General features: G+C 42.8%; 19 protein-coding genes. All 19 read right to left on the reverse strand.

Annotated features, from left to right (window positions below; genetic code table 11):
- Nucleotides 1–61: 61 nt before the first annotated feature.
- The 19 genes from GYMC52_RS14565 to GYMC52_RS14650 all read right to left on the reverse strand — a co-directional run bounded on the left by GYMC52_RS14565 (nt 62) and on the right by GYMC52_RS14650 (nt 15,008).
- Nucleotides 62–742, reverse strand: coding sequence for an N-acetylmuramoyl-L-alanine amidase (locus GYMC52_RS14565; protein ID WP_013524401.1), 681 nt, complete (start codon nt 740–742; stop codon nt 62–64).
- On the reverse strand, nt 742–1,155 hold the full coding sequence (locus GYMC52_RS14570; protein WP_013524402.1) for a phage holin family protein: 414 nt from the start codon (nt 1,153–1,155) through the stop codon (nt 742–744). The genes GYMC52_RS14565 and GYMC52_RS14570 overlap by 1 nt, the downstream gene beginning before the upstream one ends.
- A 35-nt stretch (nt 1,156–1,190) precedes the next feature.
- The gene (locus tag GYMC52_RS14575) at nt 1,191–2,336 is read right to left on the reverse strand and encodes a siphovirus ReqiPepy6 Gp37-like family protein (protein WP_013524403.1); all 1,146 of its coding nucleotides are present in this window, start codon (nt 2,334–2,336) and stop codon (nt 1,191–1,193) included.
- A 71-nt stretch (nt 2,337–2,407) separates the two neighbouring features.
- On the reverse strand, nt 2,408–2,671 hold the full coding sequence (locus GYMC52_RS14580; RefSeq protein ID WP_013524404.1) for a hypothetical protein: 264 nt from the start codon (nt 2,669–2,671) through the stop codon (nt 2,408–2,410).
- Complete coding sequence (locus GYMC52_RS14585) at nt 2,671–3,144, reverse strand: hypothetical protein (RefSeq protein ID WP_013524405.1); 474 nt, start codon at nt 3,142–3,144, stop codon at nt 2,671–2,673. The genes GYMC52_RS14580 and GYMC52_RS14585 overlap by 1 nt, the downstream gene beginning before the upstream one ends.
- 2 nt (nt 3,145–3,146) lie before the next feature.
- A complete protein-coding gene (locus GYMC52_RS14590; protein ID WP_013524406.1) occupies nt 3,147–3,476 on the reverse strand; it encodes a hypothetical protein in 330 nt (109 codons plus the stop codon).
- The gene (locus GYMC52_RS14595) at nt 3,477–4,379 is read right to left on the reverse strand and encodes a hypothetical protein (RefSeq protein WP_013524407.1); all 903 of its coding nucleotides are present in this window, start codon (nt 4,377–4,379) and stop codon (nt 3,477–3,479) included.
- A gap of 2 nt (nt 4,380–4,381) precedes the next feature.
- Nucleotides 4,382–5,245, reverse strand: a complete 864-nt coding sequence (locus tag GYMC52_RS14600; protein WP_013524408.1) for a phage tail family protein — start codon at nt 5,243–5,245, stop codon at nt 4,382–4,384.
- A 1-nt stretch (nt 5,246) separates the two neighbouring features.
- On the reverse strand, nt 5,247–8,999 hold the full coding sequence (locus tag GYMC52_RS14605; RefSeq protein ID WP_013524409.1) for a phage tail tape measure protein: 3,753 nt from the start codon (nt 8,997–8,999) through the stop codon (nt 5,247–5,249).
- Between the two features lie 190 nt (nt 9,000–9,189).
- Nucleotides 9,190–10,152 carry a DUF2726 domain-containing protein gene (locus tag GYMC52_RS14610; protein WP_013524410.1) on the reverse strand — a complete coding sequence of 321 codons (963 nt, stop codon included), beginning with the start codon at nt 10,150–10,152 and terminating at the stop codon, nt 9,190–9,192.
- Between the two features lie 96 nt (nt 10,153–10,248).
- The gene (locus GYMC52_RS14615; protein WP_041469263.1) at nt 10,249–11,283 is read right to left on the reverse strand and encodes a phage tail tape measure protein; all 1,035 of its coding nucleotides are present in this window, start codon (nt 11,281–11,283) and stop codon (nt 10,249–10,251) included.
- 196 nt (nt 11,284–11,479) lie between these two features.
- Nucleotides 11,480–11,770: a phage tail assembly chaperone G gene (gene gpG, locus GYMC52_RS14620; RefSeq protein ID WP_013524412.1), complete on the reverse strand. Its 291-nt coding sequence runs from the start codon at nt 11,768–11,770 to the stop codon at nt 11,480–11,482.
- A gap of 55 nt (nt 11,771–11,825) precedes the next feature.
- Nucleotides 11,826–12,395, reverse strand: coding sequence for a major tail protein (locus tag GYMC52_RS14625; protein WP_013524413.1), 570 nt, complete (start codon nt 12,393–12,395; stop codon nt 11,826–11,828).
- A gap of 20 nt (nt 12,396–12,415) precedes the next feature.
- Nucleotides 12,416–12,739, reverse strand: a complete 324-nt coding sequence (gp17, locus tag GYMC52_RS14630) for a tail completion protein gp17 (protein ID WP_013524414.1) — start codon at nt 12,737–12,739, stop codon at nt 12,416–12,418.
- The gene (locus GYMC52_RS14635; RefSeq protein ID WP_013524415.1) at nt 12,736–13,095 is read right to left on the reverse strand and encodes an HK97-gp10 family putative phage morphogenesis protein; all 360 of its coding nucleotides are present in this window, start codon (nt 13,093–13,095) and stop codon (nt 12,736–12,738) included. The genes gp17 and GYMC52_RS14635 overlap by 4 nt, the downstream gene beginning before the upstream one ends.
- A 1-nt stretch (nt 13,096) precedes the next feature.
- On the reverse strand, nt 13,097–13,426 hold the full coding sequence (locus GYMC52_RS14640; RefSeq protein ID WP_013524416.1) for a phage head closure protein: 330 nt from the start codon (nt 13,424–13,426) through the stop codon (nt 13,097–13,099).
- Nucleotides 13,423–13,701 (reverse strand): head-tail connector protein, encoded by a 279-nt coding sequence (locus GYMC52_RS14645; protein WP_013524417.1) that lies wholly within the window; start codon nt 13,699–13,701, stop codon nt 13,423–13,425. Before GYMC52_RS14645 ends, GYMC52_RS14640 begins: the two co-directional genes overlap by 4 nt.
- Nucleotides 13,698–13,859, reverse strand: coding sequence for a hypothetical protein (locus tag GYMC52_RS19815; RefSeq protein WP_013524418.1), 162 nt, complete (start codon nt 13,857–13,859; stop codon nt 13,698–13,700). Before GYMC52_RS19815 ends, GYMC52_RS14645 begins: the two co-directional genes overlap by 4 nt.
- 42 nt (nt 13,860–13,901) lie before the next feature.
- On the reverse strand, nt 13,902–15,008 hold the full coding sequence (locus GYMC52_RS14650; RefSeq protein ID WP_013524419.1) for a phage major capsid protein: 1,107 nt from the start codon (nt 15,006–15,008) through the stop codon (nt 13,902–13,904).
- Nucleotides 15,009–15,046: the final 38 nt, after the last annotated feature.

Raw genomic sequence — 15,046 nt, forward strand, 5'->3', positions numbered from 1 at the left:
TTCTCATACGAGAGGGGCTTTTTGTATTAGAAACAAAAAAAGCCCTGCCGTTTGGCAGGGACTACACAATAGTCGCTGGATACCCTTTTTTCTTCAGCTCATCGGCCAGCCGTTTTGCATTTTCGGGATCAGCAAACGCCCCTACTTGCACACGGTACAATTTTCCGTCAGACACTTTTTGTTTCGTCTGCGGCTTTGCTTTTTTCTTGAGACCGAAAGCTTTGACAATTCCTTGCACGTGGCCGTATGCGACTTGTTGCAGGAACTGTTCGGATTTCAATTTTGCTGCGTCATTAGCGTTATCAATAAACAAGTTTTCCGTGAGAATCGCTGGCATGTTCGTTTCACGCAATACGGCATAGTTCGCGCGTTTCTTGCCGCGGTCAGTCACATTGCCGATTGCTTTCATGAGCTCCTGGTGAATCACGTTTTGATAAGCGATCGTCGCCGGGCTGACGTTACCGTTATAGATGTAACTTTCGAATCCGGTTCCCCCGCCAGCGTTAATGTGAACAGAAATGAGTAAATCAGCTTTCAATTTATTTGCAATCGCCGCACGTTCGGAAAGTTCAAGAAAACGGTCATCCGTCCGTGTGTAGTGTACTTCCGCGCCTTCATACTCCCCAAGCATCTTGCCGATATGTTTTACGATAGCGAGTGTCAAATCCTTCTCCCTCAACCCATTCGCAACCGCACCAGGATCGTGACCGCCATGACCAGCATCAAGAACAATACGTACCATCATTTCCCCTCTCCTTTCTCGCTTCTTCCTTTCAGCACCTCAACTGCCTGTTTGATTTGCTCTGGCACAGGCAATCCAATCCGACCTGCATTTTCAACAATCGAGAGCAACTCATTCGCTAAATAAAAAAAGATCGTCGCATCTCGGAATAACCCATTCGTTCCGACCGCACGATCAATCAAGTGCCCAACTGCTACAAGCACGAAAATCATGATTTTTTTTGGAATACGCTTGAACCCAACGGCGCTTCTCAACGTTCCTTCTTTTGATGCCGCCAGCACGCCCGTGACATAATCCATGATAACAAATGCCAGCAAGATGCCAAGCAGTTCTGACCATCCACCGAAAAGATACCCAACCACGGCCCCAAGCGCGGCCGCGCCGGTTTTAAATACAACATCTAATCGTTCCATTTTATCTCCGCCTTTCTAAACAAAATAAAAAATCCCTATTTTCGGACTTCTCCACTAATTTGAGCCAATTCCTGTTTCAATTTTTTCACCAGCGTTGGCCGGCTCTCGCCAAAAGTCGCCTCGATTTGAAAACCGCCTGGTTCGTATATTTCTTTTATTTCGGTGATGCGCGCATCTCTTGTCACTCCCCATTCCCGGTTTTGAATGGTGACTATATCACCAAGGTCATAATCAATTTCGTACTTGAAAGGCGAATTCGTGAGAATTTGCCCCTCGAGGAAAAATTCCTCGGCGTACTCCGAAAGCTTTTGCTGTCCTCTCTGTTGCAACTTTGCGATGATTTCAGCTTCTGGGAGTGCTTGCTGATTTTCGTCTTGCTCCGCTACATCTCTTGCATCAATGAATGTTTCAATTCGAGAAAGTCCTTCGGCTTCGCCAACTTCAACTACACGTCTGTCTTCTCCTTCCCCTTGTCCTGCGATATAGCCATAGTTCTTGTAGTTATAGTCAGATTCAACAAAACTCAATTGTTTCAGACTCTCGAATTGCGGACTAAAAATAACAGGCGGATTCTCTGTCTGATTGACTGTGAGATTCCGCCCTTCAAAAACATCAAATATCCATTTTTTCTGCTGAATATCAAGAAAGACATCCCATCCAAGCCCGCTTGTTTTCGAGATTTCAATGAGCTCATCGGCAAGGTTTTTGAACCGCGATTCCCAGCTGATAGAGGAACCGCGTTGCTGGTCCGAAGCAATCACGATCATGTCAATTTTTCGTTTAGTATCAACTGGATTTACAATGTGATTGTTCACGTAATGCTTCATTACGGCTTCCGCAGCTCCGCTTGCTCGGTCGTGGCTATCGCCGGCAGGAGGAACCGTAATCCGTTGCGCCATGACTCCTTTCAGCGCAATGCCTTTTATGAGCCAGTTTTCCGATGCCTTTCCGTTTTCATCAAGCTCAATTTCACGATGGCGGATGATACCAACCTTGTTCCTGCTTGCACCGAGCATAATGAGATTGCCGCGTTGCAGAAGCTCCGTATGTCGTTTATGCCGGTTGATACGCAATTCAAACTCGCCGACTTCGTGCCATCGACGAGTAAAAAGAAGTGATTCGTAGTTGTCGATTTCGGCTAAAAGGTCAAGAATCGGTGTCAAAATCCGAACTGGTTTCATAGTTCACCACCTAATAAAAAAACACCGCTAAAATCGGTGTTGTGTCGCATTATCGTCCGAATATGACGTACCTACGGTTTAGCTGTATTATTATAAACAATTTCACCAGTTTCAGGATCAATATAAGCGTCTACTACAATTGTTTTGGTTTCAACATCTACGTGATATTCAATAGCTGTGTCAAAATGATTTTCATTGTATCCATATGGAAGGTCAATGAATTCTATTTTGTCAGGCCGTAAATCATCTCGAAGGGCTCCTTCCATTTGGTATAATGAATTATTTAATACATAACCGGTATATGGGTTGTATATAATGCGTGTACCTATTTGCATTATTCCCACGCCTCCCATCCATATGATATATCAACGTATCCAATCATTATTTTGAATCCGTCTGACAGAATTTGATTACTTCCATCATTTATAAGTGCATAGTCAGGATAGTGATTACTGTTATCAATTTTTGATGAAGCCCCTATTAAATATTTTCCATAACCTCCGTAATGTCCAGCGCTTTCTTTTATTAAGAAACGTAAAAAACCTATTCCTCCTGTGGCAAATTTCACCTTTACAATGGATGGTGTAAAACCTAATCCTGTTATTGTTGCAATACCTGTTGAGCCACTCCATCCTGTTCCGGTTGCATATCTTTTTCCTGTATTTACATTCGCAATCTTATCCGCTAATGCTTGCAATGATTCTGTTCTACTTGCTGATACACCTTTATTCGTTAGGTTTGTTGCCATTATTCTTTTTATTACATCTATAAAATCAACGCGATATTCTTCAAGTTTTTTCATCCCCATGATTACGACACCTCTACGCCACTGATATAAACCGTAATCGCATTAGCTGTCACTTGTGCCGCTGAAATGACATCTCCCGATCCTAATACAGCCGATAAGTTAATGACCGCTGTATCATTTGCGGATACAGTATATTGAGAGATGACTTTGTTTGCTGCACTTGCTCCATTCCCGCTTGGAACAAAGTAAATATCAATCTTTGCATCTGTTCCTGTTGTATTGCAGAGTATTATATTCTTCACGATCGTTTTATAAGTGGCGGGTACTTGATACAACGCACCTATTGTTGTTCCCGGTTGACCTATATACAATCGTTTCGGAGTTGTTGCCAATTACATCGCCCCCATCCAATAGAGAATTTCAAGGTCGTTTGCTTTTGCTTGTGCTGCGTTCCAAGCGTCTTTTTCTGCTTGGGTAACATGCTTCGTAGTATCAGCCAAATGCGAAGCAAAATCTTCTTGAGAAGCAACAGTAACACCTACATCAGCGCCCGTTAGATACGATTCGCCTTGAGCATTAGAAAAGAAAGTGTTCCAAGCGTTTTGAATTTGAGTAAACCATGTATTCCAACTAGTGTCATAGTTTGTTGTGTTTGTATTAAACCAATCATTCCATTGCTGTTGGAATTGAGGAAGCTTTGTGTCTAGCCACGTTTGCCAATTCTCTTCAAACTCTGCTGATTTTGCGTTGTAATGTGCTTGGAATTGATTAAATATTTCGGTCGTATCCGCTTGAATTAACGAGTTAACAAGCCCACAAACATTATTATCAAGCCGTTCATCTGTAATTTGATAGGCTTCAATATACGATTTCCCTGCTTCAATCCGAACTTGCGCAAGCGAAATTTCATATACATTGTCATTCCTCGTAAGCGCTGGCGGTGTCGGTGTTGCGCTTGGTGTTCCTTTCAGCACTTTAGCGTTGATTGCACGCACTTCTAGACTTTTATCTAACCGCAAAACAATGCGGTCAATCCGGTCATATTGCGTATCGGGAAGATCATGCGTCAGATAAAACGGACCGCCCTCAATTTTGTACATATATCCCTCTATCCAAGCAAAACCCTCGTTGATATAGGTCATGATATTAGTTCCATCACAACCAACCTGAAGATTTGTTCCACCGTTGAATATGCCATTAGTAAGCAATCTACGAAAATACTCCGCAAACTCATCTGCGGAGTAATAACGTTCATCTTCGGGTGTACTATCAAAAAAGCGACTATATTCAGGCATGATTACACCCCCACATATCTATTTCTAAACGCGATAACGACCCTCGATTTCGTGCTGTCGTTGTTTGAGTTGTATTCAAGTTCATTGTCACCTACTTGTAACTGGAAGAACGACGATTCTAAGTCAATCCAGTTGAACACATTCGTTTGTACACCATTTTTATCTTCAATCACGACTGACTTTTTCCCAAATGTTGTGTCGATGATGAGTTTGTCACTTTCGCCTAGCTCACGATTTACGCGGATAAATTCACCTGTTGTATTGTTTTTGACGATCGGGTTGATAGCAGGCCCATAAAATGTGATAGTCACGGGAGTCGGTACATCACCTTTATTCTGTAAAATTCTTCTAAAGCTTCGTTGTGAAAAGCGTGAACCTAAAAACAAAGGAAACGATAGCCCGCCCATGAGAAAAGACATTTGCCTGCTGGTGTAGAATGAATCCAGCCAAAACGGTTCAGGGCAAAGTAAATTCACAAGTGCCTTCTGGAACCTTGGTCCACGATTCTCTTTTCCGGCCGGAAAAGATGGTACTCCATCCGGAATAGCTTCAATTTCTCGAATAGTTTCGCCGTTTTCATATCGAAGTACGCCTTTCCCTAGCTTTGGATTGAAGACAGAAGCAAGAAATTGGCGTTGCTGCAGTAATGTCGCTGTGTCACTTGCCAGAATCGCAATTTCCAATGAGATAGCGCGTTCTTGCAAAACGGAATCAATGTATGTTGATCCGTCCTGGAATGGAGCCTTTTGTGTTTGAATATCAGCATCCACGTCACCAAGCCCATCAATAGACTGCAAAAGAAAAGGAGCTGATGATTTCAGCTCCACTGATTGACCTCTTGCATTTGTAAAGATGATTCGCTGCATATCATAGCCCCCATTCCATTGCAAGCTGACGACTCACTTGAAGATTCTTTCGAGCAACTTCAGACGGCGTTGGCGCAGTTGAGTGGAAATGGAAATGCTGTTCTATTTTCGCACCGGCCAGTTTTGGAATGTTGATCGTCGTTGCTGTAGGAGTTACAGCTCTTCCGAAAGAACCAGCAGCCACAGTCGGAATCGTTGCCTGCGCCATTCTGTTCGTTGCAGAAACAACAGCACTGATATTTCTTGAGATGCCTTCGGCCAAGCCAACAGGAATCCACTTTCCTAACTTCATCATGACACGGGAAGGTGAATTGATCTCAAGTGCTGATTGTATCGTCGCTCTGACTGTATCGGCGATTTCCCGTGCCTTGTTTTGTAAAGGTTCAATCATAGAGTCCAGTCCCTGAATCAATCCTTGCATCGAGTTCTTCCCGATGTCCTCCATGCTTGCGGACATGAGATCGAACTCTGTCTTTGTGCCTTCCGTGATTTCCCTTACTTTTGCCATCCATTCTTTTTTGTGCTGTTCGAGTTCAGCGTTAGCTTGTGCCCTCAAATAGACGATCTTGTCGACATATTCTTTGTTCAATCGCTCAAGTTCAGCATTTGCCTGCGTACGTAGCTCGGTGATTTTGTTAATGTAGTCTGTTTTTGCTTTTTCCAGTTCCTCATTTGCTGTTAGTCGCAACTGTTGAATTTTCAATTGTGTCTGTTGGCGCATGCCCTCAAGTTCATTGATCGCTTGAGTCTTCGCAAGAGCATTTTTCTCACGCCACAACTGAACGTATTGCTGCAGCTCACTGTCAGAAAGGGAATTGAGTGCCGCGATTTCGTCAACCGCTTTTGGTCCCATATCACGAAGCTCTTGAAGAAGTCCTTCATCAACTCCACGCGTTGCAAGAGAAGAAATATTTTTCTGCCAATCTTTGAACGCACTGACCTGATCGGAGAGATTTTTGAGTAAGCCTTGTCCGGTTACGTCATTTTTTCTCTTGAATTCATCGAACAGCCCTGCAAAGCTATACAACGATTTCGTGCGGTCTTCGACTGCTTTTTGATATTCCTCTGTCAGCTTTCGTTCTTCTTCCGCAAGACGATCATTGATTTCTTTGACTTTTGCTTCATATTCTTCTCTCGCTTTGATTTCGTCTTGAAGCAGACGGTCGTTGATTTCCTTTACTCTTGTTTCATACTCTTCTTTCGCTTTCAACTCGTCTTGGTACAATCGTTCATTGATTTCTTTCACTTGTTCAGCGTATTCGTTGTTGAGAGCTGTCAATTTGTCGTGAATCTCTTTCTTCACACGATAGATTTCTCGTTCGTAATACTTGCGCTCTTCTGACCCTTCCTTGTACTTTTTGATGTAGCTCTCATACAACTCAAGCTCCTCTTTGAGAGAAAGGTTGTTGAAGTATTTGCGATCCTCGATATACTGTTTTTCCTTCTCAAACTGTTGCTTGAGAAGTTCGTTTTTGACGCGGACAATTTCTTTTTCTATTTCAATCCGTTCTTTGGAGCCTTCTTTGTACTTTTTCGCAAGGGTTTGCCATGCTTTAAGCTCCTGATCTAACGACAACTGACCTAGTGCTCGCTTGTCCTCAATAGCCTTTTTCGCATCCTCAAATTGCTTTTTCGCAATAGCCGCTTGCTCTTTTGCACGTTGATCCTCAATTTTTTTAATCTCCAGCTGAACCTTCCGTACTTGATCTGGTGTTTTCGCATATTCTTTTTGGATTTTTCGAAGCTCGGAAATATATTGTGAAGAGTCGATTTTGCCTAATTTAAAATTCGTTTGCGCCTTCGCAAAAGCTTCATTAAACGCTTTTTTGTTTGCATCGGCTAGTTGCTTTGCATACTTCTGTTGAATTCTATAAATTTCCTTATTAGCGCGCTCTACAGCATTCGGCACGGTCGCATACTGCTTTTTTAGCTTTTCAAATTCATCGATTGCCTGCTTTGCATTGATTTTTTTTGCATCAAAGCGATATTGAATGTTCCGGAATGCCTGCTCAAACGCTTTTTTCGCTGCTTCTGCGGTCTTTTTCGACGATTGTTCAACGTATTTTTTCTGGGACTCAATCCCTTTTGCAAAACCTTCACCAGTGTGTTTTCCTAGTTTTTCGGTTTCACGAGATGGAGAATGGATATCGAGTACATTTCTGATTGTTCTTGTGACGGAATTAGCTATGTCCCTCACTTTTTCTACAACAGCCGAAGCCATCGAAGAAATACCGTTGGCAAGACCTTGAATGATGTTTTTTCCGATAGAATACAAATTAATCCCTTTTAAGAAACTCACAGCGCTATTCCACATGTCTGTTATTGTCGATTTGATACCGCTCATGGTGGAGGAAACAGTGCTTTTCATAGTGGAAAATGCGCTGCTTACCGTTGATTTTGCTGTGTTTACCGCTGTTGAAATAGACGATTTGATCCCATTCCAAACAGATGAAGCCAATGACTTAACCGTATTAAACACTGATGATGTCGTCGATTTGATATTTCCCCAAGCAGAACTTACAAATCCTTTGATTGCAGAAACTGCACCAGAAAAGATTGATTTTATTCCGTTCCATATGGAAGAAAGCGCGTTTTTTAGGTTGTTGAAGATAGCTTTTGCATCGTTTAAAAGGCTTTTAAAGTCACCTGTCACAAGGTCAACGATGAGAAGGACGGCACCGAGGAAAATGTTTTTAATCGCCTGCCACACACCGCTAAAGTATTGCTTTAATCCATTCAGAATGGTTTGCAATCCGCCTTTCATGCCATTAAAGATGTTGGTTATTCCATTAATAAAAGGTGTGATGATCGCCATCACACCGTCTTTAATCGCGTTCCATATGCTGATGGTTGCTTGTTTGATGTTTTCCCATGCCTGAGATGTCGTCTGTTTGACATTTTCCCAAGCAGTCGAAAAAGATTGTTTAATACTTTCTAACGTAGTGCTAAACCATTCTGAAATAGCGCCCCATATTTCGATTGCCTTTGCCTTAATGGTGTCCCAATTTTTCCACAGCGCTATCCCTGCTACCGTAAGTCCTGCGATTGCCGCTACAGCAATACCAATTGGACCGGTGATGATCGCCATCGCTCCACCTGCCGCCGCAATGGCGCCAGATACAGCTCCAAACGCTGCCGTAAGAGCACCGATTCCGCTTGCTGCCGTCCCGATCACTGCAAGCACCACGCCGATCGCCGCACCTAAAGCCGCTAACACAGCTGATACCGCCCCAATGGTCGCGATCGTTTTCTGAGTAGACGGCGATAGATTATTGAACCAATCCACAAGCTGTTGGATATATCCAGCCACCTTTTGAATTGCCGGAGCCAGAGCATTTCCGATCTTGATTTGTGCCGTTTCAAATGCTCCTTGCAGTTCTTCAAGTGAACCTTTCAAGTTGTCCTTCATTTTTGCGGCAGCTTCTTGTGATGCACCAGCTGAATTTTGTAGTGATTTCGTGAGTTGATCTAATTTTTGCGGTCCGGCTTCCACTACCGTTAACATTCCACTCGCGGCTTCTGTACCGAAAATGGTGGACAATGCCGCTAATTTTTGCGCATTGCTCATATTTTTTGTTTTTTCAGCCAGTTGCCCGATGATATTGCTGAACGGCAACATTTTTCCTTTGGCGTCGGTTATTTTCACACCTAAAGCTTCAAGTGTATTTGCCGCTTCCCTCGGCGGATCGGAAAGACGAATTAAAGCAGCACGCAAGGTTGTTCCGGCCTGTTCGCCACGGATACCATTATTCAAATTGTTATCGTCAGGCTCTTTATCCTGACCTCTGGGGCTTTCGCCGCATTACGGGATGTCGATTCATCCCCAGTTCAGACTATATCTTCACCCTCGACTTTACGTTAGGGTGGCGGGCGCTCGTGGATATTTCACCATACAAAAAAGACCGCTCTTACAAGTGCGGTCTTTTTTGGTTAGGTTACTCTATCTAGTCGTTACACCTTCCTGCCGTTTCCGGACAGGCTTGGCTCGGTATTTTCATAGACTGAAGCGCTTTGGCTAAATCAGCTTTTATGTCGGCGGAAATATAGGGAATTCTAATCAAAGGGATATTATTTTTCGCGCAAAACTCATTTTTTATTTTATCGTTGGCGATGGTTCTCTCGAATTCTTTGCGACCGAATTTAGGGTGAAAATGTTGTTCCCCATCAAATTCAATCAAGCAAACAAGGGTATCGCCGTTAAATATCGCAAAATCAAAAGGTAATGGCCTAATATTTCGGCATTCCTTTATACGATACTGGCTTTTGAAAGTATATCCGTTTTCGAGCAAAAATTTTCTTATAACTTCTTCACCTTTAGATGTTTTACAGTGCGGACACCTCGAATTCATCGAAGATAAGAAATGGTTTGGTGTTACCTCGAAGGTGTTGCCGCATTTTCGATGAAGCATCTTAACATTAACATCCTTGCCTTTGTAATCACTCAAAACAATGTATTCATCACCAACTTTTTCATAAACCTCTTTTTTGAATTGTTCAGTGGTTTTTCTGAATCTTTGGCTCATTTTCTTCAATCTACACTTTGGGCATCTCTGACCTAACAAAAAAGCTTTAGCAACCATATCGAAAACATGACCACATTCATTGTGAATAAATCTTATTTTCGCGTGTGTGTTTTTATATTCCCCTAATACTGAGTATTCATCGCCAACGAGACTTTTAACTTCCTCTTTGTACATCTCGGTTGTTTTTTTGTTGACGCCAAAACATTTTGGACATCCATGACCTTTAGTAAAAGGCCAAGGAGAAACGTCCCATATAGTGCCACATTTATTATGTCTGACAGTGATTTTAGTTCTTCTGTTCACGTATCTACCTAAAACATCGTATTCGTCACCATGAACCTCTTTAACCCTTTGACAAAATTCCTCATGGCTTAATTTACGCATAATAGAACCTCCGTTAACCTTTGATTCTATTATACCATAAATTCCGGCATTAGCCAAAGCTTCAGCCCTTAGAATCTACCGAATTCACCCGCTGTTTTATGCTGCAAGTTTCCTTGCAACCGGCCAAATATCTTCAGCCATGATCTCCGTGGCGGCTGCCAATTGTTCTAATGATATCCCCAATTGTTTTGCGATCGGAGCCGCGTATTTAAAGGTGTACTGCATATCTTGTACACCCGCAGCCGAATCGTTCGCTGCTTGTGCGAGAATATCGGCTACCCGGCTTGCTTCGCTTGCAGATAGACCGAACGCATTCAACGCCGCTGATACCGTTTCGGCAACAAGTGCCATATCTTCGCCAGACGCTTCCGCAGCCGAAATAATCCCTGGCATGGCCGCTAGAATCTGATTCGTGTTGTATCCCATTGCGGCCATAATTTCCATTCCTTGTGCGACTTCGGTTGCCGACTTGGAAGTCGATGCACCGAGATCAAGAGCCGCTTGTTCCAACTTTTCTATTTCCGCTGGAGTAGCACCAGCAACGGCTCCAACACGGTCAAGCTGCGCTTCAAAGTCCATTGATTTTTTAACCGCGAAACCAAGCGCCCCACCGATTGCTGTTGTTACGGCTCCAAACGACATGGCAATTCCTTGACCAGCTGATTGCATTCGGCTTCCTAAGTCTTGCATCCGCTGACTAACTTCATTGAGCTTTGCGTGCATTTTGTCCCAGACTGTCGCGTTTTTGTTGACATCTTGGGACAATTTATCTAGCTTGGCGCTAGTTTGTTGAAGCTCATTCTCTAGCTTTTTGAGTTCACCGACCGCTTTGTTGTACTGAATCAGTAACTTTTCCGTTTCAGCTGCTTCTTTCCCTTTGGTTGCTGCTGATTCTTCGTATCTACGCTTCAACTCTTGCACTCTAGCGCTTTGCAAGGCTATTTTTCTAGTCAACATATCTGACTTAGCCTGCAAGCCTTCCAGTGTGTTTTCAAAACCCTTGATTGAACCGCCGGCCGCCTTAAACTCACTTTCAACAGCTTTCAATTTTCTGTTTACTTCAGCAAGGCTACGGGTGAAATTTGCGCTATCCAAGCCAAGCGATACGCGTAAAATTCCAACCTCTGCCATGTTTTCACCTCACTTTCTTAGAGCAATCGCTCTATGACAGCACGTTCAGCACGTTCTTTTTTCTCTTCCTCATAGTTCAGAAGTTCAAAATAAAAACCGATGTCCATCTCATCAACGAGATACATCGGTATGCCTTGCTTAATATGCGAAAGATAAAACTCTTTAATTGCATCATATGGGTCTATTTCAGACCCTTTTATGCGTTTGGGTCTTTATCTTTCCCAACAGTACCAACAACTTTATTGATACAATCCAGAATTGTCGGTATGAGTTTATCAGCAGGAACACCATCGTAAATGTCATCAATAGTAAACTGATTGTTAAATAGTTCAACCACATAGGAAACAAGAACATCTAATGTTTCAACATCAACGTCGTTTAAGTCGTATTTTTTAGTAATCTCTAACGCCCGACGAAACATACGAGCTTTTACAAACGGAACCGTAAATGTTTTTTCCTCACCGTTAATGAAAAGGGTAATTTTCATTTTCCTTACCTCCTGTTAAATGAAATAAAAAAAGAGAGAAGAAAAAATCTTCTCTCTATGGTGTCGTAGGTGCTTGATATACAGCATTAAACCAGTTTTGAATAACTGTTTGGTCAACATCTGTATCAGTAGTTACAACAGATGCACGCCACTTGTCATCATATTCGCGTGGCACAAATTTCGCCTTGATTGTCGGTGTTTGAAATTCAACTTTATCCCCTTTTGTTTTTGCTTGATCTTCTGGCAACTGGAATTTCCCTTTGTAGAGCCACACGAGTTTTTCGCCGCCTTTTGAAAGAGGCATACTAAATCCCAAAGCGACATATGGAGCAGTGTCTGTACTCTTATCTTCAATTACTCCATCACTATTGGCAGTTTTCCCTAAAAGCAAAGCATACATTTCAGATGAAAGATCGTCGATTCCTAATTCGACTTCAATTTCTCCAAGGGATTCTGCTACTTCTGCTGCCTTATCATCAGCATATAACGTTTCACTAGTTACCTGTGGAGTAATTTTTGCCTCGATAGCAAGTGCTAATCTTTGAGGCGCATCATATGTTACGCCTGTTTTATCGTCCTTCGTTAGTTTTGCAACATGCAAATTTTTCAAACCGATTGTTGCCATCTTAACTCCTCCTTTGAAATTTATGAAGCATAAGAAAACCGGAGCACCTTGTGAAAGATTTTGGTGTCCGGTTCATATAACTCGGTTTCAAATGTCCGGCGAAATCCCGCCGCAGTCATTAAGTCTTTAACTTGTTGCACAATCGCCGTGTAGTCGCCTTTTGACCACACATCGACTTGTATGAAATGCGCTGTTTGCTGTTCTTCGTCATCCGCATTGAGAGCAGAAAACTGATTGTATTCAAAAAACGTGATGTATGTTGTCGCTGTGCCTGAATAGGTTTGGAAATCGACAGGAACACCAATGGGCTTCAGTGTATCTTTAATCAGTTTGTTGATACTCATAAGCCCAGCTCCCTGCGAATGACATCCGCCATTTTCTGCTGTACTTGTTCTTTGCTTTCTTCAAAAGCAGGCTGAAGAAATGGTCTGGCCGCCATTTTTGATGTTCCGAATTCAAGAAAAAGACCATAGAAACGGTCACGATCTGGACCGATGTCTACGGTTCCATCTTCTTTGACATCAGAAATCACGATGTTTTCGGCAAGCTTTCCTGTGTCCCTCGGCGCTCTTTCCGATGCCGCCTGCTGAATGATTTCAGCACCAGCCAGCAGAGCGTCTTGTTTAACACGATCAGCTTCCGTTCCGAGCTGTTCAAGCCGATGTAACAGCTCCTGCATCCCATGAAGTTGGAGGCTCATGCTATACGACCTCCTTTGCAATGATCGTCAGCGTGATGTTCTGCTCATCATCGTTTATTACGGACAAAATTTCAAATGTTCGATCCTTGTACTTGATACGCATGTCTGGATTGATACCGGTTGTGTATCGAATGACAAAACGAACCGTATTTTCGTTTTGTGTTGTGGCAGCTTCGTAGTATTCGCGTCCTTGGAGTGTCTTTATCATAGCCCAGACGGTTTTTACGTCTTGCCATCGCTGGCTGTCTTCAAGAGGAAAGCCGTTTTCGTTTGTAGCGTTCTCATCGCATTTCTGAAAGGTGATGCGGTGACGGAAAAGACCTGGATTCATGATGTGTCACCGCCATACGTCAACTGCATGAGAATACTATTGATGATGGGGCGTATTTGGTCGCTCGCCTTTCCGATCATTTCCCTGTTTTCGTACCAGTCAGAGATGAGCGTCATGCAGAACAGCTTGGCCAAATGATTATTTTCGTCATACTCAACGCCTGTCGCGTTTTTAAGATACGTTTCCGCCGCTTTAATCAACGTTGTCAATAGCGCGTCATCCTCGCTGAAATCAATCCGCAACCAATTTTTTACCTCGTCTAAAGAAACGATCATTCTTCCACCTTCGCTTCTTTAGCTTCCTCCGCTTTCACTTCCTCCACGTATCCGAATCGAATGAGTTTTTCGGCCAATTTCTTCGGTAGGTTAGCTTCATCGCCCTTTTTCAAGTTATAGCCAATGCCAATGCAATCAATGAGAGCCTTCACCTTCATATCATCACCCCTTTAAAGAAAAAGAGGGGATTCCCCCTCTCATTAAGATAAAGTGACTTGTCCAAAAATGAACGCTTCGTCATCTCGCATTTTCACTTCTTCGCGTTCAATTGCACGCCATAAAGTAACGTCAGTTTGAAAAGCATCCATCGCAACATTAGATGACATGACTTCAACTTCCTGACGATCGAACATCACGATACCTTCTTTCAAATCGCCAATGATGATCGGCGCTTTTGTTCCTGATGTTGTATCACTCGGTAAGTCTTTATTCGATACCATCACAACCGGCACACCAAACAATTGTTTCCCGGTTGGTGAAGAAACAGAAGGTTGCAACAAATAATTGCCTGTAGCGTCTTTTTGGGTATCTAGCCAGTTAAAACCATCTTGATTCGTGATGATGCTTGATGTGTATCGGAAAGCAGGGTCAAGCTGAACATTTAGAGCCGCTTTAATATCATCTACATCAGCGATTGCTGTTTTCGCTTTTGAAGCGAGAATAGAAAGGATTAGCTTGTTACGAGTGACGCGTGATTCATCGCCGATCCAGCGAATGAGTGTGTTCACAATCGCTTCAGTGCTATCTTTCAGCAACTCGTTTGTCACGCGGAAGAAACCAGCATATTTTTTCACGTTGTAAGTGAGAACCGTGAATTGTGGAGTAGCTTTCTCCGGAATTTCGCCGTTTTCCGGCACTTCAACAAATCCTGTTTGTTGCGAACGCTTCTTGAAAACTCGAGAACCGCTCAATGTCGTCACCGGTTCAACTGTAATCAAGTTTTGTAAAGCGTCTTTTGATTGGCGTAACTCATTGATTTTTGTTTGGATGTCTTGCGGAACGGTATAACCGCCGTCTGTTCCGCTGCCTTCGCTCATGGCGTTACGGAATTTAGTGCGGATGTGATTAACGAATGCCTCAACCTCATTTTCTTTTACTTGTACAGTTGGTTTTAACGGTTCTTTATCTTGGATTTTTCCTTTTTCCTGTTCATACAAGTCTTTTGCGATGTCAAACTTTTCCTGCAGCGCAACGATTTCCTCTTTTAGTTTTTTGGCTTCCTCAATTTTATTTTCAGCTAACAATTTGCGGGCTTCTTCCTTCTTGTTGTTAATCTGTTCTAACAGTTCGCGTAATTCCTTCGGCATGTTCGTTTCCTCCTTTTTGTTTTTGTGCAATAAAAAAG

Origin of the sequence: Geobacillus sp. Y412MC52 (genome assembly GCF_000174795.2) — a bacterium.
Classification (GTDB): Bacteria; Bacillota; Bacilli; order Bacillales; family Anoxybacillaceae; genus Geobacillus; species Geobacillus thermoleovorans.

Excerpts from the sequence above, each read along its gene's own strand:
- GYMC52_RS14565 (WP_013524401.1), bottom strand. The coding sequence starts at position 742 with ATGGTACGTATTGTTCTTGATGCTGGTCATGGCGGTCACGATCCTGGT.
- GYMC52_RS14570 (WP_013524402.1), bottom strand. The coding sequence starts at position 1,155 with ATGGAACGATTAGATGTTGTATTTAAAACCGGCGCGGCCGCGCTTGGG.
- GYMC52_RS14575 (WP_013524403.1), bottom strand. The coding sequence starts at position 2,336 with ATGAAACCAGTTCGGATTTTGACACCGATTCTTGACCTTTTAGCCGAA.
- GYMC52_RS14580 (WP_013524404.1), bottom strand. The coding sequence starts at position 2,671 with ATGCAAATAGGTACACGCATTATATACAACCCATATACCGGTTATGTA.
- GYMC52_RS14585 (WP_013524405.1), bottom strand. The coding sequence starts at position 3,144 with ATGGGGATGAAAAAACTTGAAGAATATCGCGTTGATTTTATAGATGTA.
- GYMC52_RS14595 (WP_013524407.1), bottom strand. The coding sequence starts at position 4,379 with ATGCCTGAATATAGTCGCTTTTTTGATAGTACACCCGAAGATGAACGT.
- GYMC52_RS14600 (WP_013524408.1), bottom strand. The coding sequence starts at position 5,245 with ATGCAGCGAATCATCTTTACAAATGCAAGAGGTCAATCAGTGGAGCTG.
- GYMC52_RS14610 (WP_013524410.1), bottom strand. The coding sequence starts at position 10,152 with ATGCGTAAATTAAGCCATGAGGAATTTTGTCAAAGGGTTAAAGAGGTT.
- GYMC52_RS14615 (WP_041469263.1), bottom strand. The coding sequence starts at position 11,283 with ATGGCAGAGGTTGGAATTTTACGCGTATCGCTTGGCTTGGATAGCGCA.
- gpG (WP_013524412.1), bottom strand. The coding sequence starts at position 11,770 with ATGAAAATTACCCTTTTCATTAACGGTGAGGAAAAAACATTTACGGTT.
- GYMC52_RS14625 (WP_013524413.1), bottom strand. The coding sequence starts at position 12,395 with ATGGCAACAATCGGTTTGAAAAATTTGCATGTTGCAAAACTAACGAAG.
- gp17 (WP_013524414.1), bottom strand. The coding sequence starts at position 12,739 with ATGAGTATCAACAAACTGATTAAAGATACACTGAAGCCCATTGGTGTT.
- GYMC52_RS14635 (WP_013524415.1), bottom strand. The coding sequence starts at position 13,095 with ATGAGCCTCCAACTTCATGGGATGCAGGAGCTGTTACATCGGCTTGAA.
- GYMC52_RS14640 (WP_013524416.1), bottom strand. The coding sequence starts at position 13,426 with ATGAATCCAGGTCTTTTCCGTCACCGCATCACCTTTCAGAAATGCGAT.
- GYMC52_RS14645 (WP_013524417.1), bottom strand. The coding sequence starts at position 13,701 with ATGATCGTTTCTTTAGACGAGGTAAAAAATTGGTTGCGGATTGATTTC.
- GYMC52_RS19815 (WP_013524418.1), bottom strand. The coding sequence starts at position 13,859 with ATGAAGGTGAAGGCTCTCATTGATTGCATTGGCATTGGCTATAACTTG.
- GYMC52_RS14650 (WP_013524419.1), bottom strand. The coding sequence starts at position 15,008 with ATGCCGAAGGAATTACGCGAACTGTTAGAACAGATTAACAACAAGAAG.